This window comes from Cupriavidus sp. SZY C1 (assembly GCF_032190535.1).
GTDB lineage: Bacteria > Pseudomonadota > Gammaproteobacteria > Burkholderiales > Burkholderiaceae > Cupriavidus > Cupriavidus pauculus_C.
The window spans coordinates 1-15,841 of the sequence record NZ_JAUANU010000012.1; the positions used below are offsets into that span (position 1 = coordinate 1).

At 71.0% G+C, this 15,841-nt stretch carries 13 protein-coding genes; 10 read left to right on the forward strand and 3 right to left on the reverse strand.

Annotated features, from left to right (window positions below):
- The first annotated feature begins 424 nt into the window (after positions 1 to 424).
- From QTN24_RS18130 to QTN24_RS18175, 10 genes are all read left to right on the forward strand, one after another.
- On the forward strand, positions 425 to 580 hold the full coding sequence (locus QTN24_RS18130) for a hypothetical protein (protein WP_172966012.1): 156 nt from the start codon (positions 425 to 427) through the stop codon (positions 578 to 580).
- Complete coding sequence (gene kdpF / locus QTN24_RS18135) at positions 580 to 669, forward strand: K(+)-transporting ATPase subunit F (RefSeq protein WP_124682774.1); 90 nt, start codon at positions 580 to 582, stop codon at positions 667 to 669. The genes QTN24_RS18130 and kdpF overlap by 1 nt, the downstream gene beginning before the upstream one ends.
- Positions 669 to 2,501 carry a potassium-transporting ATPase subunit KdpA gene (kdpA, locus tag QTN24_RS18140; protein WP_313838794.1) on the forward strand — a complete coding sequence of 611 codons (1,833 nt, stop codon included), beginning with the start codon at positions 669 to 671 and terminating at the stop codon, positions 2,499 to 2,501. Before kdpF ends, kdpA begins: the two co-directional genes overlap by 1 nt.
- Before the next feature lie 16 nt (positions 2,502 to 2,517).
- Entirely contained in the window at positions 2,518 to 4,731 is a 2,214-nt protein-coding gene (gene kdpB, locus QTN24_RS18145) for a potassium-transporting ATPase subunit KdpB (protein WP_313838796.1), read from the forward strand.
- Positions 4,732 to 4,746: 15 nt separating this feature from the next.
- The gene (gene kdpC / locus QTN24_RS18150) at positions 4,747 to 5,367 is read left to right on the forward strand and encodes a potassium-transporting ATPase subunit KdpC (protein ID WP_313838798.1); all 621 of its coding nucleotides are present in this window, start codon (positions 4,747 to 4,749) and stop codon (positions 5,365 to 5,367) included.
- Between the two features lie 377 nt (positions 5,368 to 5,744).
- Positions 5,745 to 8,660 carry a sensor histidine kinase KdpD gene (locus QTN24_RS18155; protein ID WP_313838800.1) on the forward strand — a complete coding sequence of 972 codons (2,916 nt, stop codon included), beginning with the start codon at positions 5,745 to 5,747 and terminating at the stop codon, positions 8,658 to 8,660.
- Between the two features lies 1 nt (position 8,661).
- On the forward strand, positions 8,662 to 9,357 hold the full coding sequence (gene kdpE, locus QTN24_RS18160; RefSeq protein WP_313838802.1) for a two-component system response regulator KdpE: 696 nt from the start codon (positions 8,662 to 8,664) through the stop codon (positions 9,355 to 9,357).
- Between the two features lie 173 nt (positions 9,358 to 9,530).
- Positions 9,531 to 10,514, forward strand: a complete 984-nt coding sequence (locus QTN24_RS18165; RefSeq protein WP_313838803.1) for a hypothetical protein — start codon at positions 9,531 to 9,533, stop codon at positions 10,512 to 10,514.
- A gap of 132 nt (positions 10,515 to 10,646) precedes the next feature.
- Positions 10,647 to 11,348, forward strand: a complete 702-nt coding sequence (locus tag QTN24_RS18170) for a tetratricopeptide repeat protein (protein ID WP_313838804.1) — start codon at positions 10,647 to 10,649, stop codon at positions 11,346 to 11,348.
- A 202-nt stretch (positions 11,349 to 11,550) separates the two neighbouring features.
- Positions 11,551 to 12,633 carry a hypothetical protein gene (locus QTN24_RS18175; protein ID WP_124682766.1) on the forward strand — a complete coding sequence of 361 codons (1,083 nt, stop codon included), beginning with the start codon at positions 11,551 to 11,553 and terminating at the stop codon, positions 12,631 to 12,633.
- An 83-nt stretch (positions 12,634 to 12,716) separates the two neighbouring features.
- On the opposite strand, the gene gatB is transcribed toward QTN24_RS18175, so the two are convergent.
- The 3 genes from gatB to QTN24_RS18190 all read right to left on the reverse strand — a co-directional run bounded on the left by gatB (position 12,717) and on the right by QTN24_RS18190 (position 15,829).
- Complete coding sequence (gatB, locus tag QTN24_RS18180) at positions 12,717 to 14,171, reverse strand: Asp-tRNA(Asn)/Glu-tRNA(Gln) amidotransferase subunit GatB (protein ID WP_313838808.1); 1,455 nt, start codon at positions 14,169 to 14,171, stop codon at positions 12,717 to 12,719.
- A 76-nt stretch (positions 14,172 to 14,247) separates the two neighbouring features.
- Positions 14,248 to 15,324 (reverse strand): dienelactone hydrolase family protein, encoded by a 1,077-nt coding sequence (locus tag QTN24_RS18185; protein ID WP_124682764.1) that lies wholly within the window; start codon positions 15,322 to 15,324, stop codon positions 14,248 to 14,250.
- A gap of 25 nt (positions 15,325 to 15,349) precedes the next feature.
- Positions 15,350 to 15,829, reverse strand: a complete 480-nt coding sequence (locus tag QTN24_RS18190; protein WP_124682763.1) for a hypothetical protein — start codon at positions 15,827 to 15,829, stop codon at positions 15,350 to 15,352.
- Positions 15,830 to 15,841: the final 12 nt, after the last annotated feature.

The window sequence follows — 15,841 nt, forward strand, 5'->3', positions numbered from 1 at the left end:
GGGGGGGGGGGGGGGGGTGGGGGGGGGTTGGGGGGGGGGGGGGGGGGGGCCCCCCCCCCCCCGGCGGGGGGGGGGGGGGGGGGGGGGGCGCCCCCCCGCGGTCCAAACTGCCACTGTCGCATCTTGAGCCGCCGGCCCTCACCCCCAACCCCTCTCCCGCAGGCGGGAGAGGGGAGCAAACCGGCAGCAGGCGGATGCCCACCAACCCCCAGCCCCCAACCACCAGCCCCCAGCTACCAGCTACCAGCTACCAGCCCCCCAGCCTTCGAGCCCACCAGCCCACCAGCCCACCAGCCACCAGCCCCCCCCGCATTTTTATATCTCCTTTACACCCCCTCCCTCCCTCTCTACCCCGTTTTTACCCCCCGGTCCCTAACCTCCAATCCGTGAATCACTCTGCAGGCGCCCGGCCTGCAAAAACATCATGGACGGGATCTATTTCCTCGTATTGCTGGCCTTTGGCGCGCTGACGGGTGCGCTGCTGGCCCTGTGCGCCGCGCTGGGCGCCAACCTGCCGGCGGGGCGCGGTGGCGCCGACGGTGCGTCTTCCAAGCAGTCGGCCGCCGACAGGGGGCTCTGATGGACTGGACCGACCTGCTCAGCGGCGGCCTGGCCGTCGCGCTTTTTGTCTACCTGCTCGTAGCCCTGTTCCGGCCGGAGAAATTCTGATGTCGACGCCTGCCATTCCCTGGGCCCAGTTTCTGGGTCTGCTGGCCCTGTTCCTGGCGATCCTGTTCGTCGCCGGCCCCTTCCTGGGGCGCTACATGCGCCGCGCGATCGAGGAGGGCACCTACCGGCTCACGGCCTGGGGCCGTCCGCTGGAGCGCGGGCTGTACCGCGTGGCCGGCGTGCGCGCCGACGCCGAAATGGGCTGGAAGCAGTACGCCATCGCCGTGATCGTCTTCAACGTGCTCGGCGTGGTGGCCGTGTACGCGCTGCAGCGGCTGCAGGGCGTGCTGCCGCTGAACCCGCAGGGGTTTGGCGCGGTCTCGCCGGACTCGTCGTTCAACACGGCCGTCAGCTTCGTCGCCAACACCAACTGGCAGGGTTACGCCGGCGAGTCGACGATGAGCTACCTGACGCAGATGCTGGCGCTGACCGTGCAGAACTTCGTCTCGGCCGCTACCGGTATCGCCGTGGTGTTCGCGCTGATCCGCGGCTTCGCGCGGCACAGTGCGCAGACCATCGGCAATTTCTGGGTCGACCTGACGCGCACCACGCTCTACGTGCTGCTGCCGCTGTCGGTGGTCGTCGCCGTGGCGCTGGTCGGCCAGGGCGTGATCCAGAACTTCGATGCCTACCGCGACGTGCAGCTCGTCACGCCGGTCGAATACACGCAGCCCAAGGTTGACGCGGCCGGCCAGCCGGTGCTGGACGCCGCCGGCCAGCCTGTGACCGAGGCCGCGCGCAGCGCCACGCAGACGCTGGCGATGGGGCCGGTGGCGTCGCAGGAGGCCATCAAGATGCTCGGCACCAACGGGGGCGGCTTCTTCAACGCCAACTCGGCGCATCCGTTCGAGAACCCCACGCCGCTGGCGAACCTGATCGAGATGCTGGCGATCTTCCTGATCCCCGCCGCGCTGTGCTTCACGTTCGGCGAGATGGTCAAGGACCGCCGGCAGGGCGTGGCCGTGATTGCGTCGATGACCGTGATCTTCGTGGTGATGGCGCTGGCGGCCATGGCGTCCGAATCGCAGGTCAACGCCGCGCTGGCCGGGCTGCCGATCGACCACGCGGCGTCGGCGCTGCAGGCCGGCGGCAACATGGAAGGCAAGGAACTGCGCTTCGGCATCTCGGCCAGCGCGCTGTTCGCCACCATCACCACGGCCGCGTCGTGCGGCGCCGTCAACGCCATGCACGACTCGTTCACGGCCATCGGCGGGCTGGTGCCGATGCTGCTGATGCAGCTCGGCGAGGTGGTGTTCGGCGGCGTGGGATCGGGGCTCTACGGCATGCTGGTCTACGCCGTGCTGGCCGTGTTCATCGCCGGCCTGATGATCGGCCGCACGCCGGAGTACCTGGGCAAGAAGATCGAGGCGTACGAGATGAAGATGACCGCCGTGGCCATCCTCGTCACGCCGCTGCTGGTGCTGGTGGGCACGGCCATCGCGGTGATGGCCGGGGCCGGGCGCGCGGGCGTGTTCAACCCGGGCACCCACGGCTTCTCTGAAATCCTGTACGCGCTGTCGTCGGCCGCCAACAACAACGGCAGCGCCTTTGCCGGGCTGTCCGCCAACACGCCGTTCTACAACGTGCTGCTGGCCGCGGCCATGTGGTTCGGCCGCTTCTGGATCATCGTGCCCGTGCTGGCGATGGCCGGATCGCTGGCCGCCAAGCGCCGCACGCCGGCCACGTCCGGCACGATGCCCACCCACGGCCCGCTGTTCGTGGTGCTGCTCACGGGGTCCGTGCTGCTGGTTGGCGCGCTGACCTACGTGCCCGCGCTGGCCCTGGGGCCGGTGGCAGAGCAACTGCAGTCCGCCTCGGCGGCTGCCCGGTAATCCGCGGAGAATTCGCATGTCACAACACACTCCGGCCAGCCGCACCCCCGCCGCCGCGCCGTCCCGCCAACCCGCCACCACCGTTGCCGGCGTGCCGCACCATCCGCGCCCGGCGCGCGGCATGTTCGCGCCAGAGCTGGTCAAGCCGGCCATGCTCGACGCGCTGCGCAAGCTCACCCCGCGCGCGCAGTTGCGCAACCCGGTGATGTTCGTGGTCTACGCGGGCAGCATCCTGACCACGATCCTGTTCCTGCGCGCCTGGCTGCAGCCGTCGCCGGGCGGCGAATCGGCCGGCTTTATCCTGGCCGTGACGGTCTGGCTCTGGTTCACGGTGCTGTTCGCCAACTTTGCCGAGGCATTGGCCGAGGGCCGCAGCAAGCAGCAGGCCGCCGCGCTGCGCGGGCTGAAGACCACCACGATGGCCCGCGTGGTGCGCCAGGGCCGCGCCGACGCCCGCGCCACCGGCGCCACCGAGCCGCGCCCGGCCACCGACCTGCGGCGCGGCGACGTGGTGCTGGTCGAGGCCGGCGAGATGATTCCCGGCGACGGCGAGGTCATCGAAGGCGTCGCCTCGGTCGACGAAAGCGCCATCACCGGCGAATCGGCGCCCGTGATCCGCGAATCGGGCGGCGATTTCTCGTCGGTCACGGGCGGCACCCGCGTGCTGTCCGACTGGATCGTCGTTCGCATCACCACCAACCCCGGCGAAAGCTTCATCGACCGCATGATCGGCATGGTCGAGGGCGCGCGCCGCCAGAAGACGCCCAACGAGCTGGCGCTGACGATCCTGCTGGTGGGCCTGACGCTGGTGCTGCTGCTGGCCACCGCCACGCTGCAGCCGTACTCGCTCTACGCGGTGCTGGTGACCAAGGCGGGCGTGCCGGTGTCGGTGACGGTGCTGGTGGCGCTGCTGGTGTGCCTGATCCCGACCACGATCGGCGGGCTGCTGTCTGCCATCGGCGTGGCCGGCATGAGCCGGATGATGGCGGCCAACGTGATCGCCACGTCGGGCCGCGCCGTGGAAGCGGCCGGCGACGTCGACGTGCTGCTGCTCGACAAGACCGGCACGATCACGCACGGCAACCGCCAGGCGTCGCGCTTCATCGCCGCGCCGGGCGTGACCGAGCGCCAGCTGGCCGAGGCCGCGTGGCTGGCGTCGCTGGCCGACGAGACGCCCGAGGGCCGCAGCATCGTCGCGCTGGCCCGCCAGCGTCCCGGCACCGCGTCGCCCGAGATGGGCGGCCGGGGCGTGGCCGCGCCCGTGTTCGTGCCGTTCACGGCGCAGACGCGCATGAGCGGCGTGGACGTGGCGCAGGGCCACGTGGTGCGCAGCGTGCGCAAGGGATCGGCCGATGCACTGCGCCGCTACGTGACCGAGCGCGCCGGCAAGTTCCCGGACGCCGTGATGCAGGCTGTTGACGACGTGGCGCGCGCCGGCAGCACGCCGCTGGTGGTGGCCGAGTCGGTGGCCGAGGGCACCGAGGACACCGTGCGCGTGCTGGGCGTGGTGGAGCTCAAGGACATCGTCAAGACCGGCATCCGCGAGCGCTTTGGCGAACTGCGCAAGATGGGCATCCGCACCGTGATGATCACGGGCGACAACCGGCTGACGGCGGCGTCCATCGCAGCGGAAGCCGGCGTGGACGACTTCCTGGCCGAGGCCACCCCCGAGGCCAAGCTGGCGCTGATCCGCGAATACCAGGGCCAGGGCCGGCTGGTGGCCATGACCGGCGACGGCACCAACGACGCCCCGGCGCTGGCCCAGGCCGACGTGGCCGTGGCGATGAACAGCGGCACCCAGGCCGCGCGCGAGGCCGGCAACATGGTCGACCTGGACAGCAATCCCACCAAGCTGATCGAGATCGTCGAGATCGGCAAGCAGATGCTGATGACGCGCGGGTCGCTGACCACGTTCAGCGTGGCCAACGACGTGGCCAAGTATTTCGCGATCATCCCGGCCGCGTTCGCCACCACGTATCCGCAGTTGAACCTGCTGAACGTGATGCACCTGTCCACGCCGGCGTCGGCCATCATGTCCGCGGTGATCTTCAACGCGCTGATCATCGTGGTGCTGATTCCGCTGGCGCTGCGCGGCGTGGTGTACCGCCCGCTGGGCGCCGCCGTGCTGCTGCGCCGCAACCTGCTGGTCTACGGGCTGGGGGGCATCCTGGTGCCGTTCGTCGGCATCAAGCTGATCGACCTGCTGCTGACGATGTTCGGCTGGATCTGATTTAGGAGAATTGCTATGTCTACGCAAGCCCATCCCATGACCGAACCGGCGCGCCAGGCCGGTATGCTGCGCCCGGCGCTGACGATTTTCGTGGGGCTGTCGGTGCTCACCGGATTGCTCTATCCGGGCGTGGTGACCGGCATCGCCCGCACGGTGTTTCCCCAGCAGGCCGCCGGCTCGCTGATCGTGCAGGACGGCAAGACCGTCGGCTCGGCGCTGATCGGCCAGCCGTTCTCGGACCCGAAATACTTCTGGGGCCGACTCTCGGCCACGGCGCCGATGCCGTACAACGCGGCGGCCTCGGTCGGCTCGAACCTGGGCCCGACCAACCCCGCCCTGACCGACGCCGCCCGCGCCCGCCTGGACGCCCTGCACGCCGCCGATCCCGGCAACACGGCGCCGGTGCCGGTGGACCTGGTCACCGCCTCGGCCAGCGGCCTGGACCCCCACATCAGCCCGGCCGCCGCCCGCTACCAGGCCAGCCGCGTCGCCCGCCTGCGCGGGCTGCCCCTGGCAAAGGTGCAAGCGCTGATCGCCGCCAACACCGAAACCCCGACGCTGGGCATCCTCGGCGAGCCAGGGGTCAATGTGCTGAAGCTGAACCTGGCGCTCGATGGCGCGAAGGTTGGGGGGTAGGCAGCCAACACGCGGGAACGCGTGATGCATCGCACGATTTTCGCTCCCCTCTCCCGCGACGCGGGAGAGGGGCTGGGGGACAGGGCGTCGAGGCTCTGCTTGCCGACCACGCCGCACGTTGAGCCGCCGGCCCTCTCCCCCGACCCCTCTCCCGCAAGGCGGGAGAGGGGAGCCAACAAGCGGGAACGCATGACGCATCGCACGGTTTTCGCTCCCCTCTCCCGCGACGCGGGAGAGGGGCTGGGGGAGAGGGCGTCGAGGCTCTGCTTGCCGACCACGCCGCACGTTGAGCCGCCGGCCCTCTCCCGCAACGCGGGAGAGGGAAGCCAAACCATACCCGCGATGTCGTCCCGCGCCCCATGGCAAAATCCCCAACCATGACTGACCCCCATCGCCCGGACCCCGACGCCCTCCTGCAACGCATGCAGGCGGAAGACGTGCGTGCGGCGCGGGGGCGGTTGCGGGTCTACTTTGGTGCATCGGCGGGGGTCGGCAAGACGTTTGCGATGCTGACCGCGGCGCGGGCGCAGCGCGAGCAGGGCTTGGACGTGGTGGTGGGGGTGGTCGAGACGCATGGCCGGGCCGAGACCCAGGCGCTGCTCGACGGCCTGGCGCAACTGCCGCTGCGCGACGTGCCGTACCGTGACCGCGTGCTGCGCGAGTTCGATCTCGATGGCGCGCTGGCGCGGCGGCCGGCGCTGATCCTGGTCGACGAACTGGCGCATTCCAACGCGGCGGGCAGCCGCCATCCCAAGCGCTGGCAGGACGTGCACGAGCTGCTGGCCGCCGGCATCGACGTCTGGACCACCGTCAACGTGCAGCACCTGGACAGCCTGAACCAGGCCGTGGGCGGCATCACCGGCGTGCGCGTCTGGGAAACCGTGCCTGACACCGTGTTCGATGGCGCCGACGAAGTGGTGCTGGTGGACCTGCCGGCCGACGAACTGCTGCGGCGCCTGCGCGAAGGCAAGGTCTACCTGCCCGAGCAGGCCCGCCATGCCGCGCGCAACTTCTTCCGCAAGGGCAACCTGATCGCGCTGCGCGAGCTGGCGCTGCGCCGCACGGCCGACCGCGTGGACGACGATGTGCGCGCGTACCGCGACGCCGAGCGCATCACGCCGGTCTGGCGCACGCGCGAGGCCGTGCTGGCGTGCATCGGCCCCGGCGACGATGCCGCGCAGGTCGTGCGCAGCGCGCACCGGCTGGCCGGGCAGCTCGACTGCGACTGGCACGTGGTGACCGTGGCGGCGTCGCACCTGCTGCCGCCGGCCGAGCCGCCGCGCGTGCGGCTGCGCGCCGCGCTGGAACTGGCCGAATCACTCGGCGCCCGCACCGAGACGCTGGCCGGGCACGACATGGTGGCGGCCGTGGCCGGCTATATCCGCCGGCACAACCTCACCAAGGTGCTGGTGGGCCGCGCGCCCACCGAATGGCGTGCCGACGGCGGCCCGGTCGAACGCGCACGCATGTGGCTGGCGCGGACCATGGCGCCGCTGCTGGGTGCGGGCGGGCGGCTGATCGGCCGGCCGTCGTTTGCCGATGCGCTGGCCGCGAACTGTCCCGAGATCGACGTGATCCGCGTGGCCGCCGATACCACGCGCGCCGACGCCACCCGGCCCGATGCGCCCGGCATCACCCCCGGCATGGCGCCCGGCATCGCGCCGCCGCCTGGCGTGGCGCTGTCCGATGCCGACGCCGCCCCCCGCCCCGGCCTGCGCCGCCGCGACTACGCCTGGGCCGTGGTGTGGTGCGCCGGCGCCACGGGGGTTTCCACGCTGGCGCGGCCGTGGTTCGACATCGTCAATATCGCGATGCTGTTCCTGGTGGCCGTGGTCGGCGTGGCGCTGCGCCACGGGCGCGGGCCGGCGGCGCTGGCGTCGGTGCTGGCCGTGGCGTCGTTCGATTTCTTCTTCGTGCCGCCGCGGCTGTCGTTCGCGGTCAGCGACGTGCAGTACCTGCTGACCTTCCTGGTGCTGCTGGCCGTGGGGCTGGTCATCGGCCAGCTCACGGCCGGGCTGCGCGAGCAGGCGCGCGTGGCGGTGCAGCGCGAGACCGACGCGCGCACGCTGTACGAACTGGCGCGCGAGCTGTCGGCGGCGCTGACGCCGGACCAGATCGTCGAGATCGGCAGCCGGTTCCTGCGCGCCGCGCTGGACGCGCATGCCACGTTCTTCCTGCCCGATGCGGGCGGCCGGCTGGCGCCGGTGGCGGGGCCGTCGTCGCCCGATGCCGGCTCGCGCACGGCCCGGCGCGAGGCCGTGGACACGGTGCTGGCGCAGTGGGTCTACGACCACGGCGAGCCGGCCGGCACCGGCACGCACACGCTGCCCGGCAGCACCGTGCTGTACCTGCCGCTGAAGGCGCCGATGCAGACGCGCGGCGTGCTGGCCGTGGAGCCAAGCGCGTGGCACGCGCTGGCGCGGCCCGAACTGCGCCGGCAGGCCGACGTGTTCGCGACGCTGGTGGCCATCGCCATCGAGCGGCTGCACTACGTCGACGTGGCGCAGCGCGCGCTGCTGTCGATCGAATCGGAACGGCTGCGCAGTTCGCTGCTGGCCGCGGTGTCGCACGACCTGCGCACGCCGCTGACCGGCCTGCTGGGCATGGCCGAGACGCTGCAGCGCGCCAGCCCGCCGCTGCCGCCGGCGGCCGCCGAGACGGTGGCGGCGCTGCACGCGCAAGCGCGGCGTATGCGCACGATGGTGGTCAACCTGCTCGACATGGCGCGGCTGCAGCAGCACGACGTGGCGCTGCAGCGCGGCTGGCAGTCGCTGGAGGAACTGGTGGGCGCGGCGCTGGCGTCGATGCGCGACACGCTGCGCGGCCATCGCGTGCAGGTGGACGACCTGTCGGTGCTGCCGCTGGTGGAGTGCGACGCCGTGCTGGTCGAGCGTGTGCTGTGCAACCTGTTCGAGAACGCCGCCAAGTACACGCCGCCGGGCAGCACGATCCGCGTGTCGGGCGAGGCCACTGGCGCGCCCGGAGATGGCGAGGTGCGGCTGGTGGTGGCCGACGACGGCCCCGGCGTGCCGGCCGGCCAGGAGCGCCGGATCTTCGAGAAATTCACGCGCGGCGAGCGCGAGTCGGCCACGGCCGGCGTCGGGCTGGGGCTGGCCGTCTGCGAGGCCATCGTGCAGGCCCACGGGGGCCGCATCTGGGTCGAGCCCGGCCGCCCCGGCGCACGCTTCGTCATGGCGCTGCCGCGCGGCAATCCGCCCGACATCGCCCCCGAATTGCCAGAATCGTCCGACCAGCCCGGGCTGGCCGCGCCGCCCCAACCCACGCCGCACTGAGATGCCTTTCGACTATTCGCCGACCGTCCTGCTGGTCGAGGACGAACCCCATATCCGCCGCTTCGTGCGCGAGTCGCTGCAGGCCGAGGGCTGCGCCGTGCACGAGGCCGACACGCTGCGGCGCGGCCTGATCGATGCCGGCACGCGCCAGCCGGACATCGTCATCCTGGACCTGGGCCTGCCCGACGGCGACGGCATGACGCTGATCCGCGAGATGCGCACGTGGACCGAGGTGCCCGTGCTGGTGCTGTCCGCCCGCACCGACGAGGCCGACAAGATCGCCGCGCTGGACGCCGGCGCCGACGACTACCTGACCAAGCCGTTCGGCGTGGGCGAACTGGTGGCGCGCGTGCGCGTGCTGCTGCGCCGCCACGCCAGGGCCAACCCCCAGGGCACGCCGCAGATCGCGTTCGGCGACGTGCGCGTGGACCTGGCCAACCGGCTGGTCACGCGCGGCGAGGCGTCCGTGCACCTGACGCCGATCGAATACCGGCTGCTGGCCGTGCTGATCGCCCATCGCGGCAAGGTCATGACCCATCGCGAACTGCTGCGCGAGGTCTGGGGGCCGTCGCATTCGGAAAGCAGCCACTACCTGCGCGTGTACATGGGCCACCTGCGCCACAAGCTCGAAGCCGACCCGGCGCAGCCGGTGCACCTGCTGACAGAGGTGGGGGTGGGGTACCGGTTTGCGGGGTAGGGCGGGGAACGCGGGAATCCATCGCCGGAGAATTCGCGCCACGTTTGCGGCGTGGCGATGGAAGCGGTCTGTTCCATCCCTTTCCATGGCAACTGCCAACGCCCTTTGGAACGATGGGGGTCCGCCATCGGCAGGGCCGATGGCTTCCAGATATCGAACCTGTGGAGCAGACAATGGCAGACCAATTCCAAGCAACGGCTACCTCGGCCGCGCTCGCGAGCGGCATTCCCTACTTCCGCGCCAACGCGACCGGGCCGGACGCCACGGCGACGGGCAGCACGGCGATCGCGATCGGGCAGTCGGCCAATGCCCCCGGCGCCGACGGCATTGCCATCGGGACCGAATCGGTGGCCGAGGGAAGCAACAATGCCGTGGCAGTCGGCACGATAGCGCGCGCCTCCGGCATCTACAGCGTGGCGGTGGGACGCGCCGCGCAGGCCACGGTGGGGCGCGCATCGGCCTTGGGCGCCGAGGCCAACGCATCGGGCGACCGCAGCACGGCCGTGGGGTCTACGACGTCGGCCACGGCGCTGTTCGCCACGGCCGTGGGCACGCTGGCGGTGGCCGCTGCCGAGGGTGCCTCGGCTTTCGGGCGACAAGCCAATGCATCGGCACCGTACAGCGTGGCTTCCGGCGCAGGCGCGGTGGCCAGCAGCAACGACGCCGTCGCTGTCGGCAGCAAGGCCAGCGCATCGGGCGCCAATGCCATTGCGCTCGGCGTCGCCGTTGCCTCGGCGGTGCGGGCCGTGGCAATCGGCGACCAATCGTCGGTGACGGCATCGCAGAGTGTGGCGCTGGGCGCGAATTCGGGCGCCAGCCAGATGTTCGCCTGCGCGATCGGCGCCAACACCCAGGCGAGCCAGGTTGGCACTGTGGCGCTGGGCGCCAGTTCGGCGGCTCCCGCGCTCTATGGATCGGCGCTCGGCAGCCAGTCGCGGGTCAATGTGGACTACGGTGTGGCGATTGGCTACGGTTCGGTATGCGATCGCGCGGGCGCGGTTTCAGTCGGCGCCGAGGGCGTGCGTACGCGCCAGATCGTCAATGTGGCACCCGGCGAGCAGGGGACGGACGCTGTGAACGTCGATCAGCTTCAGGCACTGCAGGCGCAGTTGACCGCGTTGAGCGACCGCGTTGCCAGCCTGACCGGGGCGAGTTGAAGTTGATATTCGCGCGAAGAATATAAATGGTGATAGCGAGATCTAAGTAATTTGTCCGTGGCATAAGAGGGCGCCTGGAAGCCGCCTACACTAAATCAGGACCTCGACTCGACAGAGGTTCTGGAGCCTTCCATGCCACGGAACCCCGCCTTCGCCCGTCTCTGCCTGATCGCCATCCTTCATGCCGCCTTGTTGACCGGCAGCGTGAATGCGGCGGGTGAGCCACCCGCTGTCGCCCAGTCCCAGACCCGCGACGCCGTGGCCGCCTACGAGGCTGGCCATTTCGATGCCGCGCTCCAGGGCTTTGCCGCCGCCGCGCAGAAGGGCAACCGGCTCGCCCAGTTCAACTACGCGATGATGCTGCTGCGCGGCGAAGGCACGACCGCCAAGCCACAGGAGGCGCTGGTCTGGCTGCGCAAGGCCGCCGACAACCAGATGACCCACGCCCAGTACACGCTGGGCGACCTGCACGAGCGCGGCGAGCTGGTGCCGAAATCGCTGGAGGATGCCAACCGCTGGTACGCCCGTGCCGCGCAGGGCGGCCACACGCAGGCCCAGATGGCGCTGGCGACCAACTACTTCACCGGGCGCGGCGTGCCACGCGACTACGGGCAGGCGTTCACGTGGTACAGCAAGGCCGCCACGGCCGGCGACGGGGGCGCGCAGTACATCGTCGGCAGCTATTACGAGCGCGGCTATCCCGGCATCGTCGACAAGGACATCGAGCAGGCCAAGATCTGGTACGCCCGCGCCGCCGCGCATGGCGACCCCGGCGCGCTGGCCAAGCTGCGGTCGCTGCTGGAAGAGGGCCTGCGCGCCAAGAGCCCGATGTAACCAGCCGCGACGGCCGCCCCATCGCCCTGGTTGCCGCCTCCGCGCTGCCATACCGGCGGCAGGCGGCATGGGTCAGTGTTGCTCCATCCGCTTCCATGTCGTCCGAAAAGGTTGTCTGACACGATGGCCTTGCCACGTCGCCGGCCATCGCAGGCCGAGACGGCGGGCATCCCTACAAATACGGACGATCAGGAGCAACGCGATGGCGCAGGAAGGCATCAAATACTTTCGAGTGAACCCGGGCTGGAGCGAGGATGCCAATGCATCTGGCGCCGATTCGGTGGCCGTGGGGCCGGTGGCGGTGGCCAGCGGCGTCGAGAACATGGCATTCGGCGTCATGGCCCGGGCTACGGGCGAACACAATTCGATTGCGATCGGCGGCGTGGTGCAGGCCAGCGGCACGCGGGCGCTGGCCATCGGTGGGCATTCGGTGGCGGCCGCCCACGCGGCCCAGGCGTTCGGCGTCGATGCGTCGGCCAACGCCGAAAGCGCGCTGGCGCTGGGCTACCACGCCTCGGCGGCCGGCGCGCGCAGCGTGGCGCTGGGCGCCCACAGCACGGCCGACGCCGACGACGTGGTATCGGTGGGCAACGCCAATACGCGCCGGATAATCGTCAACGTGGCGCCGGGCGCGGTCTCGGAAACCAGTACCGATGCCGTGAACGGCAGCCAGCTCGATGCCACCGCCAAGCGGGTGACCGCGCTGGAGGATGGCACGCGGGGTCCCAAGTACCTGCACGTCAACAGCGCCGGGCGCGATTCGGTGGCCGCGGGCACCGAATCGATCGCTTTCGGCCCCGGTGCCGGCGCGGGCGGCCCCAACAGCATCGCCATCGGCCGGGGCGCGCTGGCGCCGGGCGGGGAAAGCGCGATGGCGATCGGGTCCGGCGCCGCCGCCACCGCCGACAGCGCGCAGGCCATCGGCGGCCGCGCGCACGCGTCCAGTACCGGCGACGTTGCGGTGGGCGTCAGTGCCCGCGCCAGCGGCGAGGGCAACGCGGCGCTCGCCGTGGGTTCCAACGCCAGCGCCACCAGCGGCAACACGGTGGCACTCGGCAGCGCGGCATCGGCGACCGCAACCGGCAGCGTGGCACTTGGCGCAGGCTCCACGTGCGACCGCGCGCAGGCCGTCTCCGTCGGCGCGCCGGACCTGCCGCGGCAGATCGTCAACGTGGCGGCGGGCACCGAGGCCAACGACGCCGTGAACCTGGGGCAGCTCAACGCCCTGCTGGAACAACTGGCCGGCTTGCAGACACGGCTGGCCGCGCTGGAAGGGCGGGGCTGACCGGCAGCCATCCGCACCCATGAAAAAAGCCGGCCACCCCCTCTCGGGCGTGGCCGGCTTTCATTCCAGGATGCCGATCCCGCTCAGCCCAGCTTCTTCTTCAGCAGTTCGTTGACCTGGGCCGGGTTGGCCTTGCCCTTGGTGGCCTTCATGGCCTGGCCGACCAGCGCGTTGAACGCCTTTTCCTTGCCGGCGCGGAATTCCTCGACCGACTTGGCGTTGGCGGCCAGCACGTCGTCGATGATCTTTTCCAGCTCGCCCGTGTCGGACATCTGCTTCAGGCCCTTGGCGGCGATGATCGCGTCGGCGTCGCCGTCGCTCTCGCCGGCCCACATCGCCGGGAAGACGTCTTTCTTGGCGGTGTTGTTCGACACCGTGCCGTCGGCAATGCGCGATAGCAGTTTCGCCAGTTGGGCCGGCTGGACCGGCGCCTCGTCGATGGCGATGCCGTCGCGGTTGAGCTGCGACGCCACGTCGCCCATCAGCCAGTTGGCGGCCGGCTTGGCGCTGGCGGCACCCACGGCCTGCACCACGGCCTCGTAGTAGGCGGCCATCGACTTGGTGGCCGTGATGGTGCTGGCGTCGTAGGCCGACAGGCCGTACTGCGACACGAAGCGCGCCTGCATGGCGGCCGGCAGCTCGGGCAGGTCGCGCTGCACGCGCTCGATCCAGGCCGCGTCGATCTCCAGCGGCATCAGGTCCGGGTCGGGGAAGTAGCGGTAATCGTGCGCGTCTTCCTTGGTGCGCATCGCGCGCGTCTCGCCGGTGTCCGGATCGAACAGCACGGTGGCCTGGACGATCTCGCGGCCATCCTCGATCTCGGCGATCTGCCATTGCACTTCATAGTCGATGGCCTGCTGCAGGAAGCGGAACGAGTTCAGGTTCTTGATCTCGCGCCGGGTGCCGAACTTCTCCTGGCCCACCGGGCGCACCGACACGTTGGCGTCGCAGCGGAAGCTGCCTTCCTGCATGTTGCCGTCGCAGATGCCGAGCCACACCACCAGCGAATGCAGCGCGCGGGCGTAGGCCACGGCCTCGGCCGAGCTGCGCATGTCGGGCTCGGTCACGATTTCCAGCAGCGGCGTGCCGGCGCGGTTCAGGTCGATGCCGGTCATGCCCGCGAAGTCCTCGTGCAGCGACTTGCCGGCGTCTTCCTCCAGGTGCGCGCGCGTCAGGTTGACGGTCTTCTCGTAGACGCCCTGCTTGCCTTCCACCTGGATAGTGATCTGGCCGCCCTGCACCACCGGGATCTCGTACTGGCTGATCTGGTAGCCCTTCGGCAGGTCGGGGTAGAAGTAGTTCTTGCGCGCGAAGATGCTGCGCGGCGCGATCCTGGCGCCAATCGCCAGCCCGAACTGGATGGCGCGCTCCACGGCGCCCTTGTTCAGCACCGGCAGCACGCCCGGCAGCGCCAGGTCAACCGGCGACGCCTGCGTGTTCGGGGCGGCCCCGAACGCGGTGGAGCTGCCGGAGAAAATCTTGGAGGCCGTGGAGAGCTGCGTATGCGTCTCCAGGCCGATCACCACTTCCCATTGCATGGCGGTATTCCTGTATGAAGTCTTGCTGTATCGGTGTGCGTTTGGTGTCGAATCCGGGTCCCGCGTCTGGGTGTCGTCAGGGGTCCGGGCTCGCCAGCCATGAATCGAGTTGCGCCAGCGCGGCCACGCGCGCCACGGCGTCGCCGCCGACCGTGACACCGGACCCCTGGCGCGCGGCAACGTCGCGCCGCACGTGGAGTTCGCTGGTGCCGTCGAAGCCGTGGTACGCGCCGGGATAGATCTCCAGGCGGAAACGGGCCTTGGGCTGCCGGCTCTGCACCGCATTCTGCAGCATCGCGCAGCGCGTGGCGGGCGTCCAGTCGTCGGCGCCGCCGATCATCAGCAGCAGCGGCGTGCGCAGCCGGAAGTCGTGCTGCTGCACGGCGCGCTTGCAGCCGGGGTAGAACGCCACGGCGCGGTCCACGGTGGGCGTGCCTTCGGGCCACGGGCGGCTGGCGTCGATCGTCGCCAGCACGGCCTGCGCGCCGTTGGACCAGCCCAGCAGCACGATGCGCCGCGTGTCGATGCCGGGCTGCCTGGCTACCCAGCGCAGCGCGGCCAGCGTGTCGGCGCGGCGGGTCTTCTCGTCGATGGCGCGGTTGTCCAGCGCTTCGGTGCAGATGCCCTGCGCCTTGCCGCGCGGGCTGAAGCTGTCGGGCATCAGCACCGCGTAGCCGCGCTCGGTCAGCCAGTGCGCATAGTCGCGGTAGCGGGTCTGCAGCCCCCCGGCCGGGTCGATGACTTCCTCGATGGTGCCGGCGCGCCGGGCCGCCACCTTCATGTCGACCAGCCCGCCGCAGCCGTGCAGCGCCACCACCACGGGCAGCGGCTGGCTGCGGGCGACCGAGCCCTCGCGCGGCATGAACCAGTAAGCGGTCAGCGCCGGCATGCCGGGCTCGGCGGGCAGGCGCACGCGCGCGGTGGCGGGTTCGGTGGCCGTGGCCGGCATCGCGAGCGGCGTGCTGGCCGGTGCCGACAGGGCCGGCAGCGGCGCGGCGGGCGCCATCGGCGCCAGCGCCACGGTCGGCTGGGCCGGCGCCGATGGCATCAGCGCGATGGCGATGGCGCCGGCCGCCAGCGTGCCGCGCAGCCAGCGGCCCACCACGGTGGGAACCGTCGGTGGCCGGGCAGAGGCGGGCTGGGGCAGCGCCATGGTCTGGGTCTGGTTGGGCGGGCCGCTAGCGCGTGCTGGCGCAGGCGCCGGTGCCTGGCTCGAACATCACGGGCCAGGCTTCCTCGTAAATGCCCGGCGTGCAGCGCGCCTGGCAGCCCGCGTGCGCCAGCGTGACGCGGCGCGGGTCCTGCCAGACCATCAGCTTGCAGGCGCTGCCGTCGTTGGCGCGCAGCTCGATGTGTGGCGTCTTGCGCACCTGGCGGAACTCGGCCAGGTTGAAGCTGCACGAGCCGCGCTTGCCGACCCACAGCTTCCAGTTCAGCTGCTGCACGGTGTTGTCGGCCACGCGCAACTGCGCGTCCTCGCGGAAGCCGTCTTCCTCGGTACGCTGGCAGTTGCCGACCAGGTCGATGTCACGCGCCGCGATGGGCGTGGAGCGGCCGACGAACGGGATCTGGCAGCCGGCCAGCAGCGTGGCCATCACGGCCAGCGTCAGGGCGGCGGCCAGCCGCAGCGGCAGGCGGGGCAGGGCGTGCAGGCGCATGGTCCGGGCGCC